The organism is Xenophilus azovorans DSM 13620 (assembly GCF_000745855.1).
GTDB lineage: Bacteria > Pseudomonadota > Gammaproteobacteria > Burkholderiales > Burkholderiaceae_C > Xenophilus > Xenophilus azovorans.
In genome coordinates this window covers 1-17,901 of sequence record NZ_JQKD01000011.1, presented here as the reverse complement: position 1 = coordinate 17,901, position 17,901 = coordinate 1, and the positions used below count along the sequence as shown (strand labels likewise).

Below are 17,901 nucleotides of genomic sequence, written 5' to 3'. Positions count from 1 at the left end.
GGCGGGTCAGAGAATGGTGCGATAGGTCGCCAGCACCTTGGTCGTTTGCACAAGGCCTTGGCGCAGCAGGATTTCGAGATAGCGGTCCACATCGATCGGCGGATGCTTGAGTTGGGCACGCTGGCGCTGCGCAGCCGACACTACGGCGGCCGCATCCAGATCCAGCAGGTTGTCCACAAACTCATCGGGGTGCTGCGATTCGATGCCGTACGGAGCCAGCAGATCGTTCGGGAAATCACGTTCGTTGAACGTCACAATCACGCTCGCACCGCAGCGAATCGCCGCAGCCAGGACGTGCCGATCGTTCGGATCGGGTAATGTCAGGCCTGCCACGAGCGCTTCGTAGCCCTCCACCAAGCCGTCCGGAATGGCCCTGTCCATGAGATCCGACGTCCTGTCGACCTGAACCCGGGTGAGATCGGGGCGGTTGATCAACAGATTGCGTTTCCACTCCTCATGAATGGCTTGGCTCCACCGCGCCCGGAAGCGGCCAGACAGGCCGAGCCACATCAGGAAATCCCGCAGTGGCGCGGGATATAGAACGCACGCGTCGTAGACGGCGGTGAATGGGGAATGCCTCATTCGTATCCCATTCCCAACTCTTGCGACTGCTGAGCGAGTTCGGCCATCGCCTGCTCACTGGCGCGCTCGCGCGCTTCCTTGTACTGCATCAGATCGGCGAACCTCACCCTGCGGTGCTTGCCGGTGCGATGAAATGCCAACACCCCATCTTCTAGCAGCTTGACGAAATGGGGACGGGACACGTTGAGCAAGTCCGCCGCCTCTTGGGTCGTCAGCTCTGCATGGACGGGCACCACCTTTACTGCATTGCCATCGGCCAACTCGGCCAGGATGTCGACCAGCAGGCGTAAAGCCGAGGTAGGCAGTTCCACCTGATGAGCCTGTTTGTGGTCATCAAAGATCTGGATGTGCTGCGTCTCGAACTGGGTTGCGAGGTAAGCCGCCAAGGCACGTTGACCCTGGACGGCTGCCTTAACCTCTCCCGCGGCGGGAAGGGTCATCTTGGATTGGGCAGTGGCGGTGGTCATGGGTAGCTCCTAAGCGAAAACGGTTGCAGAGCCGATCATATTCGAAACACTCGAAAAACGCAATAATCGAAACTCGACCCGGGCTTTTGTAGGTTCGCTCGCGGTATGCCCAATCCGGTCGTCCGCCAGTTCCTATTGTTTGCGGCCTAAAACAGCCCTGATCTCCACGATCACCCCATTGCTGATCACACAGGAATGGCGCGATGGTGGCTTCGATCTGGCTGCGCGCCGCGCATCGCGGCGTGCCCACTTTTCTCGTGACGGCCCTCCTGCTGGGTCAGTCCCAGATGGCCTTGGCCGAGTCTCCGGCACAGCGCCAGGAGCTGGTCGCCGCACTGCGCCAGCTCGACGCGCTGGAGCGCACCGTCGCGGACAGCGCCGCGCATGCCCCCATCCAGCCGGGCGAGCGCTACCACTTCGACTACCCGCGGCTGCTGGCTGACCTGGCGCGCGTTCGCGCCGGCATCCAGTTTCACCTGACGCCATCGCGCGCTCAGCCGCGCGACCCCTCCGAACTGGCCGGCGACTACCGCACCGAGCGGGCGGCCGAGCCGCTGCCGGCGACGACTGCGGGGGGCAAGCAATGAACGGCGCCCAGGTCTCGGCATTTCAAGCCAACAGCGGCATCGCGCCTTCCGCAATGGCGACCGTCCTGGTCGGCGTCGTGTTCGCGGTCCTGCTCGTGTGGGGCGTCTGGGCCATCCGAACGGCCTACGTGGGGTGGTCCGAGAGCCGCCTCAACCAGCGCCAGTTCCTCGGCGTCTGCATCCGCTTCGTCGCGATGTACCTCGTCCTGAGTTTCTTCCTTCTGTCCTGACCTGAAAGGCCCGACCATGCACAACCGCAACCTCACTTCCCGTTTTGCCCAGCGCGCCGCCGTGGCCCTGGGCGCCGCAGCGCTGCCCGCGCTGTCGTTCGCGCAAGGTCTGCCGCAATTGGAGAACCCCACGCGCGGCACCGGCAACGGCATCATGGAGACCATCCGCAACTACGGCTACGACATCATCATGCTCGTGGCCCTGCTGGTGGTGGCGTCGATGTTCATCGGCGTCTGCTACCACGCCTACGGGACCTACGCGGAGATCCACACCGGCCGCAAGACGTGGGGCCAGTTCGGCCTCACGGTCGCCATCGGCGCCGTGCTGCTGGTGATCGGCATCTGGCTGCTCACCGAAGCTACCGGCATCCTGTAAGCGAGGCCGGTATGTCCGAGCAGCAGCACGTCCGTGCGGACGGGACCGTGACGTTCCTTCCGCACCGGCTCAACCGCCATCCCGTTGTCGTGCGCGGCCTCACCGCCGATGAACTCTGGATTTGCTGCGGCCTGTCCGGCGCCGCCGGCCTGCTGGTCGGCGCGCCCCTGTCCTGGGTGTTCCGCACGATCGCGCTGGCGCCGACGTTCGTCGTCCTGGGTGTGGCGCTCGGCGTCTTCATCGGCGGCGGCATCCTGCGCCGCCTCAAGCGTGGGCGTCCCGACACTTGGCTGTATCGACAACTGCAATGGCGCATCGTCACGCGCCATCCGCTGATGGCAGGCTGGGTTGGTGGCCATGTGCTGATCTCGCGCTCGGGCTTCTGGTCCACCCGCAGGAGCATGCGATGAGCCGCTTCAAGAACGAGATCGCCCACCTGCAGGCGCACATCAAGACCTTGCGGCTGGGCGCGGGCGCGCTGGTCGTCGTTGCCCTGGTCATGGGCGGCGGCTGGTGGAGCGCGCCGCGCGACCTGACCATCCACGTCCCGCCCGACCTGCGCTCTGGCAGTACCCGCAAGTGGTGGGAGGTGCCGCCCGAATCGGTCTATGCGTTCACGTTCTACGTGTTCCAGACGTTGAACCGCTGGCCGACCAATGGCGAAGAGGACTACCCGCGCAACCTCCACACGCTCTCGCCGTACCTCACCCCATCCTGCCAGGCCTTCCTGCGGGCGGACTACGACTACCGCCGCTCCACCGGCGAGCTGCGCCAGCGCGTGCGCGGCATCTACGAGATTCCCGGCCGCGGCTATGGCGACGACCCCACGGCACGCGTGCGCACCGTGTCCGACCGCGACTGGGTGGTGACGCTGGACATCACGGCGGACGAGTACTACGGCGCCGAGCAGGTCAAGCGCGCCCTGGTGCGCTATCCGATCAAGGTCACGCGGGTGGATGTCGATCCCGCCCGCAACCCGTTCGGCCTGGCGCTGGACTGCTACGACGGCGCGCCCCAGCGCATCAGTGCACCGGAGCCGACGCGCCCGGCGCCGAGTGGCCTGTCTCCGCAAGCGCCTCAAGGAGGAAACACCCCATGAAGCACCCTGTACTCGCGCTGCTGGGACTGCTGGCCGTGGCCGCGGCACCCGTCGCCCATGCAGTGGAAATCCTGCGCTGGGAGCGCATGCCGCTGGCAGTGCCGCTGAAGGTCGGTCAGGAACGCATCGTGTTCATCGACCGGGACGTGCGCGTGGGCGTGCCCGCGGGCGTGGGCGAGCGCCTCCGCGTACAGAGCGCGGGCGGCGCGGTGTACCTGCGCGCCAGCGAGCCGATCGAGCCCACGCGGTTGCAACTGCAGGACGCCGACACGGGCGCGCTGATCCTGCTGGACATCGCGGCCGAACCACCCAAGGACGGCGAGGCCGAGCTGGAGCCGGTGCGCATCGTCGAGGGCAGCAGCACTCCAGCGCGCTACGGCGATCAGGCAGGCGGCGCCGACGATGCCCCAGCACGTGCCCAGGCAGGTGCTCGGACCGCGCGGCGCGAAACCCCGGTCCCTGTCGTCCTGACGCGCTTCGCCGCGCAGAACCTCTACGCGCCGTTGCGCACCGTGGAGCCGCTGCCGGGCGTCATGCGGGTCAACCTGCCCCGCGACCTCGACCTGGACACACTGATGCCAACGCTGCCCGTGCGCGCGGTCGCGCTCGCGTCGTGGCGCCTGGAGGACCAGTGGGTCACAGCCGTGCGCCTGACCAACGGCAGCGGCGGCTGGATCACGCTCGACCCGCGCGTGCTGCAAGGCGATTTCCTCACCGCCACCTTCCAGCACGAGGCGCTGGGCCCGCGCGGCACGCCCGAGGACACGACCGTCCTGTACCTGGTCACGCGCGGCCGCGGCCTCGCGCAGTCGCTGCTGCCGGCGATTCACCGCTTCGACCCTGCCCTGCATCTGCCGCAGCCGGACGGCGACGAGAACACCAAGGAGGCCCGCCATGCGCAGTAACGGCCTGCTCAAGTGGCTGATGATCCCTGTCGCCATCCTGGTGCTGTTCGTCGGTATCCGGCTGTTCTCGGGTGGAGGCAGCACGGCGCCACCCGCGGAGGACAACGGCGCCCAGCTCACGCCCGATGAAATGAAGGCTCTCGGCATCGAGGGCGATACCCCGCGCGACACCGTGGCGACCTTGGTGGCGCAGGTGAAGCAGTTGCGCACCGAGCTTCAGACCGCGCTCTCGGACAACAAGTCCCAGCGTGAAGAGAACCAGCGGCTGCGTCAGCGCGAAAACTCCATCGACCAGCGCATCAACTCGGCGCTCGAATCCGAGCGGTCCAACCTGCGCCGCGACCAGGAGCAGGCGGCCAGCGCGCGCCAGCAGACCGAAGGGCTGCTCGCCGACCTGCAGCGGCGCCTGGACAGCATCGGCGGGCGCGGCGGCGGCCATGCGGACCTGCCCGTGGGCTTGGGGCTGCAGGGCGGCGACGAGGCCGGCATGGAGGGCGGCGTGCGGTGGGTCGAGCCGGACCACGCAAAGCCCGCCGAGGGGCGCAACGGGGGGCGTGGCGCGAGCGGCGGCATGAGCTTCCCCACGAGCTTCGGCCCGGCGCAGAGCACGCTCGAAACCACCGCGGAAACCGTGGCCAACGCGGGCGCCCGCGCCGCCGGGGTCAAGAGTGCCAAGCCGGTCTATACCGTGCCGACCAACTCCACGCTCATGGGTTCGGTCGCCATGACCGCGCTGATCGGCCGCGTGCCGATCGACGGCACGGTCAATGATCCCTATCCGTTCAAAGTCCTGGTCGGGCCGGACAACCTGACCGCCAATGGCATCGACATTCCCGACGTGGCCGGCGCCGTGTTCAGCGGCACCGCCTCGGGCGACTGGACGCTGTCGTGCGTGCGCGGTCAGGTGCGCAGCATCACGTTCGTCTTCCACGACGGCACGATCCGCACGATCCCCGAAGACCGCGAGGGCAACCAGCAGGACAACCAACAGCAGAACTCTCAAAGTGGGGGCTTGGGCTGGATCAGCGATCCCCACGGCATCCCGTGCGTCAGCGGCGAGCGGCGCAGCAACGCCCAGCAATACCTCGGCTCGCAGGCCCTGATCACCGCGGCCGGTGCCGGTGTGGCCTCGCTCATCGAGAGCGACAGCGGCCGCATGTCCTATGTCGGCTCGGACGGCTCCATCGGCACCGTGGGCATCACCGGCCAGGAAGCGGTCGGCCAGATTCTGGCGGGCGGCGTGCGGGACATGTCGGCCTGGGTCAACAAGTTGTACGGCCAGGCATTCGCCGCCGTCTATGTTCAGCCCGGCGCCAAGGTGGCCGTCCACCTCGAAAAGCCGCTCGCCATCGACTTCGATCCCGAAGGCCGCAAGGTCGATCACCGCGCAGGAGAAAGCCATGCACTCGAACTTGACTAACCTGGCCCGTGGCCTGGCACTGGCCCTCGCCGTCGCGGTGCTTGGCGGCTGCGCCACCAGCAAGGAAAAGCTGCTGACCCACGGTGACCGCACGATGATGGACATCTGGCAGCAGGAGGCCGGCGACGGCGGTGGCGCAGCCGGACGGAACGCCGGCCGCCAGCTGCTCGACGCGCGCCAGAGCCTGCGTCGGCCCCTGACCGACGCCGACGTGCAGGCCGCACCTGTCGAGCAGATGCGCTACACGCGCACCGCGCGCAATGAGGTCCACCGCCAGTTCCAGCGCCTGCCCAATCCCGATCTCGTGATGTACGTGTACCCGCACCTGGCCGGCACCGATCCCGTGCCGGTGCCCGGCTACACGACCGTCTTCCCGCTCTACCAGCGCATCCAGTACGCGATGCCGGGCGAGCGCGTGGAGGACTACTGATGCGGTGGAAACTCCCATGGCCGAAGCTGGCCGGCGCCGGCTCCAGTAGCCCGGCCAGCGATGAGCAGCCGGACAGCTGGCAGCGCCACGTCGAGGCCTTGCGCCAGGCCGGCATCCCCGAACCCGGTTCGGCAGTCCACGGCCGCAAGCCAGCGACCGTGGCCGACGAGCAGGCGCTGTACGACGTTGCGCCGTCCTTCGTGGAACTGCTGCCCTGGGTGGAGTTCATGCCCGAGTCGAAATCGATGCTCCTGGAGGACGGCCAATCGGTGGCGGCGTTCTACGAGCTGGTGCCGCTGGGCACCGAGGGCCGGGAGCCTGGCTGGCTCGCGCATGCCCGCGACGCCCTGGAAAACGCGCTTCAGGACAGTTTCGATGAACTGGACGAGAACCCGTGGGTGCTCCAGCTCTATGCCCAGGACGAACCGAGCTTCGACCAGTACATGCAGACCTTGCGCGATTACGTGCAGCCACGTGCGCGCGGCTCGGCGTTCACCGAGTTCTACCTGCGCTTCTTCGGCCACCACCTGCGCGCTGTGGCCAAGCCCGGCGGCCTGTTCGAGGACACGGTGGTCACGCGGCTGCGCTGGCGCGGCCAGACGCGGCGCGTGCGCATGGTGGTGTACCGCCGCGCGAGCGGACAGGGACAGGCAAACCGCCGCGGCCAGACACCCGAGCAGATGCTGGGCATCGTCTGCGACCGCCTGTGCGGCGGCCTGGCGAACGCCGGCATCCAGGCCCGGCGCATGGTCGCGGCCGACGTCCACGACTGGCTGCTGCGGTGGTTCAACCCGCGCCCCACGCTGCTCGGGCCTGGGGTGGAGGACCGGGAGCGCTTCTACGCGTTGGCGCGCTATCCGGACAGTACCGAGGAAAGCGAGGCCGGCGAGATCGAGCTGGCGAGCGGGCGGGATTTCAGCCAGCGGCTGTTCTTTGGGCAGCCGCGCTCGGACGTGGCGCAAGGGGCCTGGTACTTCGACGGCATGCCGCACCGCGTGCTGATCACCGACCGGCTGCGCATGCCGCCCGGCACCGGGCACCTGACCGGCGAGACCCGCAAGGGGGACGCGATCAACACGCTGTTCGACCAGATGCCCGAGGACACCTTGATGTGTCTCACGATGGTCGCCACGCCGCAGGACGTCCTCGAATCGGACCTCAACCATCTGGCGAAGAAAGCTGTGGGCGAGACGCTGGCGTCGGAGCAGACGCTCAAGGACGTGCATGAAGCCCGCTCCCTGATCGGCAGCGCGCACAAGCTCTACCGGGGCACTCTGGCGTTCTACCTACGCGGGCGCGACGAGGCGGAACTGGATCGGCGCGGCCTGGACCTCGCGAACGTGATGCTCAACGCCGGCCTGCAGCCGGTGCGCGAGGACGACGAGGTGGCGCCGCTCAACAGCTACCTGCGCTGGCTGCCGTGCTGCTACAACCCCGGCCAGGATCGGCGCCGGTGGTACACGCAACTGATGTTCGCCCAGCATGCGGCGAACCTGTCGCCGGTGTGGGGCCGCGCCCAGGGCACGGGGCATCCCGGCATCACGATGTTCAATCGCGGCGGCGGCCCGATTACGTTCGACCCCTTGAACAGGTTGGATCGGCAGATGAATGCCCATCTGTTTCTATTTGGCCCCACCGGCTCGGGGAAGTCCGCCACACTCAACAACCTGCTGAACCAGGTGACGGCCATCTACCGGCCGCGGCTTTTCATCGTGGAAGCCGGCAACAGCTTCGGCCTGTTCAGCGACTTCGCGCGGCGCCTGGGCCTGACCGTGAACCGGGTCAAGCTGGCCCCCGGATCGGGCATCAGCCTGGCGCCGTTCGCCGACGCACGCCGGCTGATCGAAACGCCCAGCGACGTGCAGACGCTCGATGCCGATGCCCTGGACGAAGACCTGCCACCGGATGCCTCGGCCATGGAGGCGGATGAGCAGCGCGACGTGCTCGGCGAACTGGAGATCACGGCACGGCTGATGATCACGGGCGGCGAAGACAAGGAAGAAGCGCGGATGACGCGGGCCGACCGCTCGCTGATCCGCCAGTGCATCCTCGACGCCGCCGAACATTGCGTGGCGGAGAAGCGCACCGTGCTCACGCGCGATGTGCGCAATGCACTGCGCACCCGTGGCCAGGACCCGACGTTGCCCGAGATGCGCCGTGCGCGGCTGCTGGAGATGGCGGACGCGATGGACATGTTCTGCCAAGGCACGGACGGCGAGATGTTCGACCGCGACGGCACGCCGTGGCCCGAGGCCGACATCACGCTGGTCGATCTGGCGACCTATGCCCGCGAGGGCTACAACGCGCAGCTCTCCATCGCCTACATCAGCCTGATCAGCACGGTGAACAACATCGCCGAGCGCGACCAGTACCTGGGACGGCCGATCGTCAACGTGACCGACGAAGGTCACATCATCACCAAGAACCCGCTGCTCGCGCCCTATGTCGTGAAAATTACAAAAATGTGGCGCAAGTTGGGCGCCTGGTTCTGGCTGGCGACGCAGAACATCGACGACCTGCCACGTGCAGCGGAGCCGATGCTCAACATGATCGAGTGGTGGGTGTGCCTGTCGATGCCGCCGGACGAGGTGGAGAAGATCGCGCGCTTCCGCGAACTCTCGCCGGCGCAGAAGGCGCTGATGCTCTCCGCACGCAAGGAAGCGGGCAAGTTCACCGAGGGCGTCATCCTCTCCAAGAGCATGGAAGTGCTGTTCCGCGCCGTGCCGCCAAGTCTCTACCTCGCGCTCGCGCAAACCGAGCCCGAGGAGAAGGCAGAACGCTACCAACTCATGCAGCAGCACGGCGTCAGCGAGCTGGATGCCGCCTTCAAGGTGGCTGAGAAGATCGACCGGGCACGTGGCATCGAGTCGCCGACCCTGGACCTGCCCTGAATCTGCCGTACACCGGAGAACGCCATGGAACAGAAACGTCCTTCCATTCCGATGCAGGTGCAGGCGTTCCGCCGTCGGCACTGGCGGCCCAGCTGGCCTTGGACAGTGGCCGCAGCGCTGGTTGCACTGCTGCTGATCTGGCTCGTGTCCCGTTGGCCCGGGCAGTCCACGCCTCAGACTTCAGCGCCAGTCAGCGAGACGCAGGTGGCTGGGCCTCCGTGGCAGATGGGCAATCCGGAAGGACGCTTCACGCTGACGCTCTACGCGGACCTCGAATGCCCGTTCTGCCGGTCCTATTTCCCAGTGCTCAAGCGTTGGGTGGCCGGCAATGCGGACGTGGCCTTGCAATGGCATCACCTCCCGTTGGCAGCGCATGAGCCGGCCGCGTCCGCGGAAGCGCGCCTGGCGGAATGCGCGGGCCAAGCCAGCGGTCATGCCGCCTTCTGGCAGGCCGTCGAGTGGGTATATGCCCACACGCGCAGCGACGGTCAGGGCTTGCCCGAGGACCTGCGCTACCCCGACCTTACGCCACCCATCGAGCAGTGCATCGCGAGCGAGCGGCCCGACGCGGCGATTCGCGCCCAAACTGCGGAAGCCACGAACAGCGGCGTGACCGCCACGCCGTCGCTGCGGCTACACGATCGCGAAACCGGCAAGGCTATCCTGCTGCAGGGTCCGATCGAGGGCGATGCCTTGCTGTCGGCCATGGACATGCTCGCGGCCCGCGATCCCGCCGCCACACCTACATCGGAAATGCCTGCCGACGTCGTCGGCGACATGCCCAGGTAGCCCCGGTCTTCAAGGCTACGGCGCAGTCCGCTGCGCTGACCGCAACCCGTTCGCCTCGCATCCTGGCCGCGAACGATCACCGCTCCCGCGGTGATGGATGCACCTTGTTCGTTCCCCAGGAGGGCTTGCCCTCCCCGGGCGCGCGCCCTCCGATCTCACCATTTGGAGGTTCGCCATGTCTTTCGTCGTCAATGACTCCTGCCTGGAGTCGCTTTCCGCCATCGCTGCCCAGCACGAGGACTGGATCATCCAGCAAGCCATTGCACTGCTGGAGAAGCGGGTTTTCAAAGCGGGTCCGAAACTCCTCGACCCCACGGCCGTGCGCGACTACCTGCACGTGAAGCTGGTGGCCGAGCCCAACGAAATATTCGTCGCTGTATTCCTTGACAGCATGCATCAGGTGCTGGCCTACGAGCCGTTGTTCAGGGGCACGATCAACTCGACTTCGGTCTATCCGCGTGTCGTCGTACAGCGTGTGCTGGAATTGAATGCCGCTGCGGTGGTCTTCGCACATCAGCACCCCTCGGGCATGTCCGAGCCGTCGATCGCGGATCGCGTGCTGACCCAGCAACTGCAGGCCGCGCTGGCGCTCATCGATGTGCGGGTACTGGACCACATCATCGTCGGCCAGGGTGCCCCGTTCTCCTTTGCGGAGTCCGGCCTGCTGTAAGTGTTGCACTGCTTCGTTGATCAGCGCGGAGGCTTCGGCCTCCGCTTTTTCTTCGCGGCGACACAAGCAGGTATGCGGGGTGGCCGCGATGCGCATTGTTTGTTGGGACCGCATGGGGTTCGGCGTTTGACTATGGCCCTGATCAACTTCCGGCGCGCATGACATGCCAGCAGCTTTTACCCGGTTCGCACCAGGCTGGCGAACCCTTGGCCTGGCCGTGGCGCTGCCGGCGTCCCTGGCGGTGTTCAGCCCGGTCACCTTCGCCGCCGACGTGGTGGTCGTCACCGACGGCCACCACCCGGTCAAGACCATGGGCGGCGAACGGCTGATCGAGCTGGATGAAGCGCCGCGCATCGAGGCCGAGCTTTCGGCGAATCTGCCCACCGACCCCGACCAGGCGACAGCCCTGGTCAAGCGTCGGCTGACCCAGGGAGGCACTGACCTTCAGCGGCGCATCGCGACGGCCTACCAGGGCGTGACGGACGCATGGAGCCTGGGCATCACCGCCGTCCCGGCCGTCGTGGTGGACCAGCGCTATGTGGTCTATGGCGAGCCGGACGTGGCCCGCGCCATCGCGCGGATCGAACAGCACCGGAGGACCGAACCGTGATCCCCCCATTCGACCTTCTGCGCCGCATGCGAGCTGCTGTCGCGTCCGTGCTGCTGCTTAGCGCCACGGGCAGCTACGCCCTGAACACGGCAACCATCGTGGGTTCAGTGGCTTCGCCCGATTGCCTGGAATACCGGGTGGTGGGTATCTGCTACTGGCTCTATTGCACCTGGACCGGCTGCACGGTGCGTACCTCCGTCAAGGTCAGGCACTACATCCCCGATGCAGTGGTGTCGTCGTACTCGAACACCGGCGAGAACCCCTGGGTTGAAGTGCGCGCCATGAGCACGCCCAATCCTTCGGCCCAGGCCGGCGGGGACGGCACCACGAACGAGGATCATGAAAACAACCTCGCCAAATTCAAGAACAGCGATGTTATCGGCCATCCCGGCGGCGAGGTGTTCAACCAGTTCGCCTCGTCCTCCGGCTACTTCTGCCAAGGCGCGGGCACGGCCTTCATGCCGTATCTGCTCAGCACCCTGGACACGCTGGCCTGGCGCTACAACGTGCCCGAGATGGCCTACCCGGAGGCGTTGATTCCGGGCATGCGTGAGGTCGGTGCGCGCACCACGATGAACCTCTGGGGCAATGTCTATCCACGCGGTGGCTTCCTGCACCAGACCGACGACCACAAATCCGGGGCGGTGGTGGCCCAGCGCGCGGGCGATGTCGTCACGCGCCGCGGGCAGTTGCACGTGTACCAGCCACTGCTCGCCAACGCCCGTGACGGCTACTGGCCGGCCGGGGCGCTGGTCGAAGGCGATACCTCCACCGGGAAGTGGCAGGAGCTGACCCCTCGTCTGTCGAACACCTGCGTGGTCTTCCCCCACAGCGGCACGCTGACCCAGGCCCAGCAAGGCGACTACGCCTGGGCGCTGTGGCGGCCGTATGCCTGCTGCGAACGCCGCGGGCAGGTGTTCCTGGGCAGCGTCGATTTCCTCTGAGGTGCCACGATGAAGCGTCCTGAACCGATGAACCTTTCCGCCAAGGCGTGCTACTTGCTGCGCCCGACGGCGCTGGCCGGCACGCTCGCTCTGGTCTGCGGCCTGGCGTGGGCGCAGGTCGGATACCAGAACAGCGGCCCCGTCATTGGCGATGACGTCATGTACTCGATCGGAGGCGGCAGCGCGGTGTCCATGGGCCGCGCGGCTGGCATGCGCTCCATCGGGGTCGGCTTGGGGTGGAACAGCAACCTGATCTGCGGCGACATGAGCATCCAGACCACGCTGCGCAACCAGCTCAACGGCATCACGAACGGCTTCCAGCAGATCATGAGCAACGTGATCCAGAGCGCCACCAGCGCGGTGGCGTCCCTGCCGGCGCTGATCATTCAGCGCGCCGATCCCGGCCTGTACAACCTGCTGACCAACGGCGTGCTGCAGGCGCGGCTGGACTTCGACCGCTCCAAGCTGACGTGCCGCGCGATGGCCGAGAAGATGGCCGAGACGGCGGGCGGCCAGCTTGGCTGGAGCCAGATGGCCGAAGGCATGGCCCTGCGTGACGCGGTTGGCAGCAACGATGCCGTTTCGGCCGTCGAGCAGGCTGAGACGCGCCGCGGCAACGACGGCGTTCCCTGGGTGGGCGGCAGCAATGCCGGTGGCGCAGGCCAGTCCGCCATTCGGGTGGTCGGCGACGTCACCCGCGCGGGCTACAACCTGGTCAACGGGCGCGGCGTGACGGACACATCCTCCATCGCGCCCGCCAGTTGCGCGAGCCTGTCCTGCCAGACCTGGACGTCGCCGCAGCAGGCGACCGAATGGGCCACCCGGGTCCTCGGGGAACAGGTGCAGCGCACGTGCGATTCCTGCACCAAGACCGAGACGGTGCCCGGCGTCGGGCTGACGCCGCTGATCCAGGAGGAGTACGAAGCCAAACTGGAAGTCTTGCAGGAACTGGTTTCCGGCGTGCGCAACACCACCTTCGAGAACTTGCGCGAGGCCGGCAGCACGTCGCTGCCGATCACGCGCGGCGTCATCGAGGCGCTGCGCGACGAGCCGGACCAGGACCTGCTGGCGCGGCGCCTTGCGTCCGAGGTGGCGCTGTCGTCGGTGCTGGAGAAGGCCTTGTTGCTCCAGCGCACGCTGCTCACGGGAAAGAAGGAGCCCAACGTGGCGGCCAACGAGTTGGCGGTCGAGGCTGTGAACCACGAGAGCGACACGCTCGACCGGGAGATCCGCAACCTGAAAACGGAGCTGGAGCTGCGCCGCGAGCTGGCGAACAACTCGCCGATGGCGATCATCCAGCGCCATGGTACGCGCGCGGCCGGCTCGCGCGGCATCTACGAGGGCGATCCGGTGCCCGACCGCCTCGACCAGTTGCAGAAGGGCAATCCGGGAGTCCGGCCATGAGCGCAATGCGCATGACCTGGCGCCCCTTGCGCTGGCTGTTCAGCCGGCGCGCGGCGAAAGCACTGCTGTGGGCGGTGGTGATCGTCGCCGCTGCGGTGGGGGCCAACGTCGCCGGCATCTACCTGGTCGGGAGCGTGGCCGGCTGGGAGCGGTGGCTCGCGGCCGCATCGGGCTACTTCTTCGTGTGGCGGTTGTGCCTGTACGGGGCGACGGCCTATGGCTGGGTCTGGATGCGGCGCCGGCTGCTGGTACGTGAGGACGACGCCCAGGCGCGGCGCCGCCTGGTGCGCACCGAGGTCGCGGGCGTCGTCGCCATCGTGGCGCTGGAAGCCAGCCTGCTGATGCAGGCCGGTTGAGGGGAGATGGCGCGATGACGCTTTTCACGACCGACTACCTGGAGTACTACCTGACGCTGGTGTCCTGGATCGTCAACAACGGCATCTGGGCGGTGCTGGTATCCAGCGGGGTATTCGCGCTGCCTTTCGTCGCCATCATCGTGCAGGAGTGGTTGAAGGCCCGTGCGGAAGGTGCCGACGAGGGCAATAAAGGCGTGCTGAGCGCCGCCCGCATCGAGAACCGGGTCTTCGTCGCCATCGTGGTGGTGATGTTCGCCGGCATTCCGTTCATCGACGTGGACCTGAACACCATCCAGTACGACAGCTCGCGCTCGGCCCAGTGCCAGGTCAGCGTGCCGCAGCCCACGGATACCGGCTGGTCGCAGTCCTTCAGCACCATCAACAACCAGTCGGCGAAGGTGCCCGTCTGGTGGGCGTTCATGCATGCACTCTCGCGCGCCGTCACGAGCGCCTCGGTGGCGGCGATCCCGTGTGGCACGGACCTGCGGCAGATGCGCATGGAGATCGACGCCACGCGCATCGATGACCCGGTGCTGGCTCAGGAAGTAGCGGATTTCTCGCGGGATTGCTATGGGCCTGCACGGGCCAAATTGTTCATGCAGCGCCCTCAGCTCGATGAGCAGCAGATGCACGACGTGACCTGGATCGGATCGCGGTTCTTCACCGACACGAACGGCTACTACGACACGTACCGTTCCAGCACGCCGCGCGATGACTGGCCCTATGACAGCAACCGCGACGCCGGGCTGGCTCAGGTATCCAGTGGCGGTGGCTACCCGACCTGCAGGCAATGGTGGGCTGATGGCAGCAATGGCCTGCGGGCACGCCTGCTGGGACAGGTGGACCCGAGCCTGCTCAATCGGCTGGCGGGCTGGGCCGGGTTCCTGAGCCGGGCCGAGGTGGACGACTCGGTGATCCGCACCATCGCGTCGCCGAGGCAGCAGAAGTTGAACCAGGGCAGCGTCTATACGGACTACGGCGGCCAGATCGACAAGACCTTGCCGAACATCGTGACGCGGGCCACGGGAGACGTTGGGATGGCAGTCGGCGCGCTTGCGGCATTTCCCGCCATGGACGTTGTGAGACAGGCCCTGCCCATGGTGCTCGCCTTGCTCAAGATGGCGCTGGTCATCTGCATCCCGCTCGTGCTGGTTGTGGGCACCTATGACCTGAAGACGGTCGTCACGGTCAGCGTCGTGCAGTTCGCGCTGTTCTTCACGGACTTCTGGTTTCAGCTTGCGCGCTGGATCGATTCGACGATCCTGGACGCACTTTATGGCTGGGGGTTCGGCTGGAACCGGCCGCACACCAATTTCGACCCGTTGGTAGGACTGAACAACGCCTTCGGTGACATGCTCCTGATGTTCGTCACGGGCACGATGTTTCTGGTCCTGCCGACGTTTTGGGTCGCTGCCTTGGGGTGGGTCGGAGTTAAGGCTGGGGTGATTGCTCAGAACCTTGCTGTCGGCTCCAAGGAAGCGCGTGATAGCGCCGGGTCAGGTGCAAACAAGGTAGCCGGCAAGGTTCTGTGACGGACAGGCCAAATCTCAGTCATCGAACGGATCGTTCGGGTCGTGAGGGTCGAGCCGCTGGCCATTGGAAGAATACAGGCCAAAGCCCGCCTCGCCATTGCGCAGTTCATCCTGTTGCGCCCAGCGGTCGTCATCTCTAGCCGAATTGCCAGCCATCCATGCCGCCGCAACGCCCAGCAGTAGTAACACCGCCAGCCAGAAGGTGGTGTACAGCAGCACCCCGAGCGCAACCAGCTTGACCACCCACACGAGCGCGGTGGCACCGGCCGCCGGCATCCCCTTGGACACCAACCAGCTCGATACCCGGCGTTCGCCGCGCACGTAGGCACGCCATCCGCGACCCAAGGCGCGGCCGAGTCGTTCTGCGGTACTGATGCGGGTCGTGGTGGTCATGGTCGTCTCCTGCTACTGAGGGATGCCTATTCCAGTTTGCTCCAATCCTGCTTGCTTGCCTGTATCAGCGCGTGCCAGTCGTCTGGCGGGTTCCCGCGTCCGAGCATCTTCTCGAAGACGACATACGGGTCCGACTTGCTACCCGAAGACCGCAGGGTCTGTTCATCGTTGACCCAGGCGTACACGATGACCTTCGCCTTCGAGTCGTACCGGAAGAACAGCCGGAACCGCCTTCCGATTTTGGCCCTTCGCCAGTGGCGGTGGGCCGATCCCAAGGTATTGCCCTGACGGTACTCGTCGCGTGCCGGATCGCCTGGCACTACTTCCAACATCAACTGGCTCAAGGCCCGGAACAGCTTGACGTTGGCATTGGACTCGAAGCCTTTCGGGTCGTTCTCCTGCGCGCGCCTCGCGGCCGCTTGCAGTTTCTGCAACGGCTCAATCACGCAGTCGTGGAAGAGCAGCGTCCAGCCATGCCGTTGCATCAGAGTTCCACTTCCCCGTCGATCTCCTCGTCCAGGTTCACGCCATGGCCAGCATGCTCCAGCATGGCGCGGGCCAGATCCTCGGGCAGGCCTTGGACGTTCCGGCCAGCTTCGATGTCGCGGGCCAGCAGGCTCAGGAACGCGCCGATGGCGGGGTCCTCGTGCTCGGCATCGACACGGGTGACGACGACTTCGCTGCCCCGCAGATCGAACGCGAGCTTGCCGCCGGCATCAACGCCCAGCGCCTGCCGGATAGGCTTGGGCAGCGTGACCTGGCCCTTGGAGGTCAACGTGGCGACTTCGTGGATGGCAGGCATGGCGGCTCTCCTGATTGCGATACCCGCATGGTAAGGAAATTTCCTTACTTTGTCAATGTGAAGCCTCATGGCGCTCTCCCGGTCCAAGAATTGGCCCATCGTAGGGCGTGAACAGCCAGCCTTCCTGCATCAATCCGGCCCTGCCGCAACCCACATTGGCGATGGACGATCAGGACCCGTTGCTCTATACCCAAAGGCCGCAAAGGGTCGAAATGGCAAGGGAATGGAGTGCAAGGGGAAAGGCTCTATCCCCAAAAGGCAAAAAGGCCTCCCGCTCGGCCCCCGACAGGACACCCGCATGCTTTCTCTGTTCCAGCGAAAACGGCCCGCGGTCGCTGCCGCTCCGACGCCACCATCGGTCACCGACCTCCCGAAAGGGTTGATGCGGCCCGAGTCGGCCGCATCGCTGCTGGCCACCCCGCGCCGGCAGAAGCTGCTGGAGCACATCTGGCAGCGCACGTCGCTCTCACGTAAGCAGTTCGCCACCTTGTACCGGGCGCCCCTGGAGCGCTACGCCGAGCTGGTCCAGGCCTTCCCGGCCTCCGAGGCGCATCACCATGCCTACCCGGGCGGCATGCTGGACCACGGCCTGGAAATCGTCGCCTACAGCCTGAAACTGCGGCAGTCCCATCTGCTGCCGATTGGCGCCAGTCCCGAAGACCAGGCGGCGCAGTCTGAAGCCTGGACTGCCGCGGTCGCCTATGCCGCGCTGCTGCACGACATCGGCAAGATCGCCGTCGATCTGCACGTCGAACTGGCCGACGGCTCGCTGTGGCACCCCTGGCACGGCCCGCTGCACCAGCCATACCGCTTCCGCTACCGCGACGATCGGGAATATCGGCTTCACAGCGCCGCGACAGGTTTGCTCTACCGCCAACTCCTCGACCGTGATGCCCTGGACTGGCTCAGTGGCTATCCCGACCTGTGGGGACCGCTGCTCTACGTCCTGGCCGGCCAGTACGAGCACGCCGGCGTGCTGGGCGAACTTGTCGTGCAGGCCGACCGGGCTTCGGTGGCCCAGGAACTGGGCGGCGATCCGGCCCGCGCCATGGCTGCGCCCAAGCACGCGCTGCAGCGCAAGCTGCTCGACGGGTTGCGCTACCTGCTCAAGGAACAGTTGAAACTGAACCAGCCGGAAGCCTCCGATGGCTGGCTCACCGAGGATGCCCTGTGGCTGGTGAGCAAGACAGTCTCGGACAAGCTGCGTGCGCACCTGCTGTCTCAGGGTATCGACGGCATTCCAGCGAACAACACCGCGGTGTTCAACGTCCTGCAGGATCACGGCATGTTGCAGCCGACGTCCGACGGCAAGGCGGTCTGGCGGTATGCGTCCGGCCAACCCACATTGAAGTTCGATAGCCGGCCAAGGATGCTTGTGTCCACGGACTTTTGCGTGGACACATGGACACTTTGG

General features: G+C 66.4%; 22 protein-coding genes. 17 read left to right on the top strand and 5 right to left on the bottom strand.

Annotated elements, in window-relative coordinates:
• Positions 1–6: 6 nt before the first annotated feature.
• Positions 7–582, bottom strand: coding sequence for a PIN domain-containing protein (locus Q392_RS07920; RefSeq protein ID WP_003153636.1), 576 nt, complete (start codon positions 580–582; stop codon positions 7–9).
• Positions 579–1,049: a helix-turn-helix domain-containing protein gene (locus Q392_RS07915; protein WP_003050245.1), complete on the bottom strand. Its 471-nt coding sequence runs from the start codon at positions 1,047–1,049 to the stop codon at positions 579–581. The genes Q392_RS07920 and Q392_RS07915 overlap by 4 nt, the downstream gene beginning before the upstream one ends.
• A 203-nt stretch (positions 1,050–1,252) precedes the next feature.
• Between Q392_RS07915 and Q392_RS07910 the strand changes: the two genes are divergently transcribed.
• The 16 genes from Q392_RS07910 (at position 1,253) to Q392_RS07835 (ending at position 15,292) form a co-directional block, all read left to right on the top strand.
• Positions 1,253–1,636 carry an integrative conjugative element protein, RAQPRD family gene (locus Q392_RS07910; RefSeq protein ID WP_003090167.1) on the top strand — a complete coding sequence of 128 codons (384 nt, stop codon included), beginning with the start codon at positions 1,253–1,255 and terminating at the stop codon, positions 1,634–1,636.
• A complete protein-coding gene (locus Q392_RS07905; RefSeq protein ID WP_003050225.1) occupies positions 1,633–1,866 on the top strand; it encodes a TIGR03758 family integrating conjugative element protein in 234 nt (77 codons plus the stop codon). Before Q392_RS07910 ends, Q392_RS07905 begins: the two co-directional genes overlap by 4 nt.
• Before the next feature lie 16 nt (positions 1,867–1,882).
• Positions 1,883–2,242: a TIGR03745 family integrating conjugative element membrane protein gene (locus Q392_RS07900; RefSeq protein ID WP_003090173.1), complete on the top strand. Its 360-nt coding sequence runs from the start codon at positions 1,883–1,885 to the stop codon at positions 2,240–2,242.
• Between the two features lie 11 nt (positions 2,243–2,253).
• Positions 2,254–2,652, top strand: coding sequence for a TIGR03750 family conjugal transfer protein (locus tag Q392_RS07895; RefSeq protein WP_009516221.1), 399 nt, complete (start codon positions 2,254–2,256; stop codon positions 2,650–2,652).
• Positions 2,649–3,341, top strand: coding sequence for a PFL_4703 family integrating conjugative element protein (locus Q392_RS07890; protein ID WP_009516220.1), 693 nt, complete (start codon positions 2,649–2,651; stop codon positions 3,339–3,341). Before Q392_RS07895 ends, Q392_RS07890 begins: the two co-directional genes overlap by 4 nt.
• Positions 3,338–4,246, top strand: coding sequence for a TIGR03749 family integrating conjugative element protein (locus tag Q392_RS07885; protein WP_009516219.1), 909 nt, complete (start codon positions 3,338–3,340; stop codon positions 4,244–4,246). The genes Q392_RS07890 and Q392_RS07885 overlap by 4 nt, the downstream gene beginning before the upstream one ends.
• On the top strand, positions 4,236–5,666 hold the full coding sequence (locus Q392_RS07880) for a TIGR03752 family integrating conjugative element protein (protein WP_009516218.1): 1,431 nt from the start codon (positions 4,236–4,238) through the stop codon (positions 5,664–5,666). Before Q392_RS07885 ends, Q392_RS07880 begins: the two co-directional genes overlap by 11 nt.
• Positions 5,647–6,096 (top strand): TIGR03751 family conjugal transfer lipoprotein, encoded by a 450-nt coding sequence (locus Q392_RS07875; protein WP_009516217.1) that lies wholly within the window; start codon positions 5,647–5,649, stop codon positions 6,094–6,096. The genes Q392_RS07880 and Q392_RS07875 overlap by 20 nt, the downstream gene beginning before the upstream one ends.
• A complete protein-coding gene (locus tag Q392_RS07870; RefSeq protein WP_024766751.1) occupies positions 6,096–8,987 on the top strand; it encodes a conjugative transfer ATPase in 2,892 nt (963 codons plus the stop codon). The genes Q392_RS07875 and Q392_RS07870 overlap by 1 nt, the downstream gene beginning before the upstream one ends.
• Before the next feature lie 24 nt (positions 8,988–9,011).
• Positions 9,012–9,776, top strand: a complete 765-nt coding sequence (locus Q392_RS07865; RefSeq protein ID WP_023098544.1) for a DsbA family protein — start codon at positions 9,012–9,014, stop codon at positions 9,774–9,776.
• Between the two features lie 175 nt (positions 9,777–9,951).
• Entirely contained in the window at positions 9,952–10,446 is a 495-nt protein-coding gene (radC, locus tag Q392_RS07860; RefSeq protein WP_009518518.1) for a RadC family protein, read from the top strand.
• 163 nt (positions 10,447–10,609) lie between these two features.
• The gene (locus Q392_RS07855) at positions 10,610–11,056 is read left to right on the top strand and encodes a TIGR03757 family integrating conjugative element protein (RefSeq protein WP_009518519.1); all 447 of its coding nucleotides are present in this window, start codon (positions 10,610–10,612) and stop codon (positions 11,054–11,056) included.
• A complete protein-coding gene (locus Q392_RS07850; RefSeq protein WP_023108457.1) occupies positions 11,053–12,000 on the top strand; it encodes a TIGR03756 family integrating conjugative element protein in 948 nt (315 codons plus the stop codon). Before Q392_RS07855 ends, Q392_RS07850 begins: the two co-directional genes overlap by 4 nt.
• Before the next feature lie 9 nt (positions 12,001–12,009).
• Positions 12,010–13,404, top strand: a complete 1,395-nt coding sequence (locus Q392_RS07845) for an integrating conjugative element protein (RefSeq protein ID WP_009518521.1) — start codon at positions 12,010–12,012, stop codon at positions 13,402–13,404.
• Positions 13,401–13,760 carry a hypothetical protein gene (locus tag Q392_RS07840; protein ID WP_009518522.1) on the top strand — a complete coding sequence of 120 codons (360 nt, stop codon included), beginning with the start codon at positions 13,401–13,403 and terminating at the stop codon, positions 13,758–13,760. The genes Q392_RS07845 and Q392_RS07840 overlap by 4 nt, the downstream gene beginning before the upstream one ends.
• 14 nt (positions 13,761–13,774) lie before the next feature.
• On the top strand, positions 13,775–15,292 hold the full coding sequence (locus tag Q392_RS07835; protein WP_011804664.1) for a conjugal transfer protein TraG N-terminal domain-containing protein: 1,518 nt from the start codon (positions 13,775–13,777) through the stop codon (positions 15,290–15,292).
• Positions 15,293–15,307: 15 nt separating this feature from the next.
• Here the strand turns inward: Q392_RS07835 and Q392_RS07830 are convergent, their stop codons facing one another.
• Genes Q392_RS07830 through Q392_RS07820 form a run of 3 tightly spaced genes read right to left on the bottom strand, consistent with a single transcriptional unit; the run spans position 15,308 to position 16,487 of the window.
• Positions 15,308–15,685, bottom strand: a complete 378-nt coding sequence (locus Q392_RS07830; RefSeq protein ID WP_011804663.1) for a DUF3742 family protein — start codon at positions 15,683–15,685, stop codon at positions 15,308–15,310.
• Positions 15,686–15,711: 26 nt separating this feature from the next.
• Positions 15,712–16,170, bottom strand: a complete 459-nt coding sequence (locus Q392_RS07825; RefSeq protein WP_011804662.1) for a type II toxin-antitoxin system YhaV family toxin — start codon at positions 16,168–16,170, stop codon at positions 15,712–15,714.
• Entirely contained in the window at positions 16,170–16,487 is a 318-nt protein-coding gene (locus tag Q392_RS07820) for a type II toxin-antitoxin system PrlF family antitoxin (protein WP_038204260.1), read from the bottom strand. The genes Q392_RS07825 and Q392_RS07820 overlap by 1 nt, the downstream gene beginning before the upstream one ends.
• Positions 16,488–16,785: 298 nt before the next feature.
• Here Q392_RS07820 and mobH point away from each other — a divergent pair.
• On the top strand, positions 16,786–17,901 hold a 1,116-nt coding region (gene mobH, locus Q392_RS07815; protein ID WP_245610674.1), incomplete at its 3' end, for a MobH family relaxase.

Coding starts and splice junctions, on each gene's coding strand:
- Q392_RS07920 (WP_003153636.1), bottom strand. CDS start 582: ATGAGGCATTCCCCATTCACCGCCGTCTACGACGCGTGCGTTCTATAT.
- Q392_RS07915 (WP_003050245.1), bottom strand. CDS start 1,049: ATGACCACCGCCACTGCCCAATCCAAGATGACCCTTCCCGCCGCGGGA.
- Q392_RS07910 (WP_003090167.1), top strand. CDS start 1,253: ATGGTGGCTTCGATCTGGCTGCGCGCCGCGCATCGCGGCGTGCCCACT.
- Q392_RS07905 (WP_003050225.1), top strand. CDS start 1,633: ATGAACGGCGCCCAGGTCTCGGCATTTCAAGCCAACAGCGGCATCGCG.
- Q392_RS07900 (WP_003090173.1), top strand. CDS start 1,883: ATGCACAACCGCAACCTCACTTCCCGTTTTGCCCAGCGCGCCGCCGTG.
- Q392_RS07895 (WP_009516221.1), top strand. CDS start 2,254: ATGTCCGAGCAGCAGCACGTCCGTGCGGACGGGACCGTGACGTTCCTT.
- Q392_RS07890 (WP_009516220.1), top strand. CDS start 2,649: ATGAGCCGCTTCAAGAACGAGATCGCCCACCTGCAGGCGCACATCAAG.
- Q392_RS07885 (WP_009516219.1), top strand. CDS start 3,338: ATGAAGCACCCTGTACTCGCGCTGCTGGGACTGCTGGCCGTGGCCGCG.
- Q392_RS07880 (WP_009516218.1), top strand. CDS start 4,236: ATGCGCAGTAACGGCCTGCTCAAGTGGCTGATGATCCCTGTCGCCATC.
- Q392_RS07875 (WP_009516217.1), top strand. CDS start 5,647: ATGCACTCGAACTTGACTAACCTGGCCCGTGGCCTGGCACTGGCCCTC.
- Q392_RS07870 (WP_024766751.1), top strand. CDS start 6,096: ATGCGGTGGAAACTCCCATGGCCGAAGCTGGCCGGCGCCGGCTCCAGT.
- Q392_RS07865 (WP_023098544.1), top strand. CDS start 9,012: ATGGAACAGAAACGTCCTTCCATTCCGATGCAGGTGCAGGCGTTCCGC.
- radC (WP_009518518.1), top strand. CDS start 9,952: ATGTCTTTCGTCGTCAATGACTCCTGCCTGGAGTCGCTTTCCGCCATC.
- Q392_RS07855 (WP_009518519.1), top strand. CDS start 10,610: ATGCCAGCAGCTTTTACCCGGTTCGCACCAGGCTGGCGAACCCTTGGC.
- Q392_RS07845 (WP_009518521.1), top strand. CDS start 12,010: ATGAAGCGTCCTGAACCGATGAACCTTTCCGCCAAGGCGTGCTACTTG.
- Q392_RS07840 (WP_009518522.1), top strand. CDS start 13,401: ATGAGCGCAATGCGCATGACCTGGCGCCCCTTGCGCTGGCTGTTCAGC.
- Q392_RS07835 (WP_011804664.1), top strand. CDS start 13,775: ATGACGCTTTTCACGACCGACTACCTGGAGTACTACCTGACGCTGGTG.
- Q392_RS07830 (WP_011804663.1), bottom strand. CDS start 15,685: ATGACCACCACGACCCGCATCAGTACCGCAGAACGACTCGGCCGCGCC.
- Q392_RS07825 (WP_011804662.1), bottom strand. CDS start 16,170: ATGCAACGGCATGGCTGGACGCTGCTCTTCCACGACTGCGTGATTGAG.
- Q392_RS07820 (WP_038204260.1), bottom strand. CDS start 16,487: ATGCCTGCCATCCACGAAGTCGCCACGTTGACCTCCAAGGGCCAGGTC.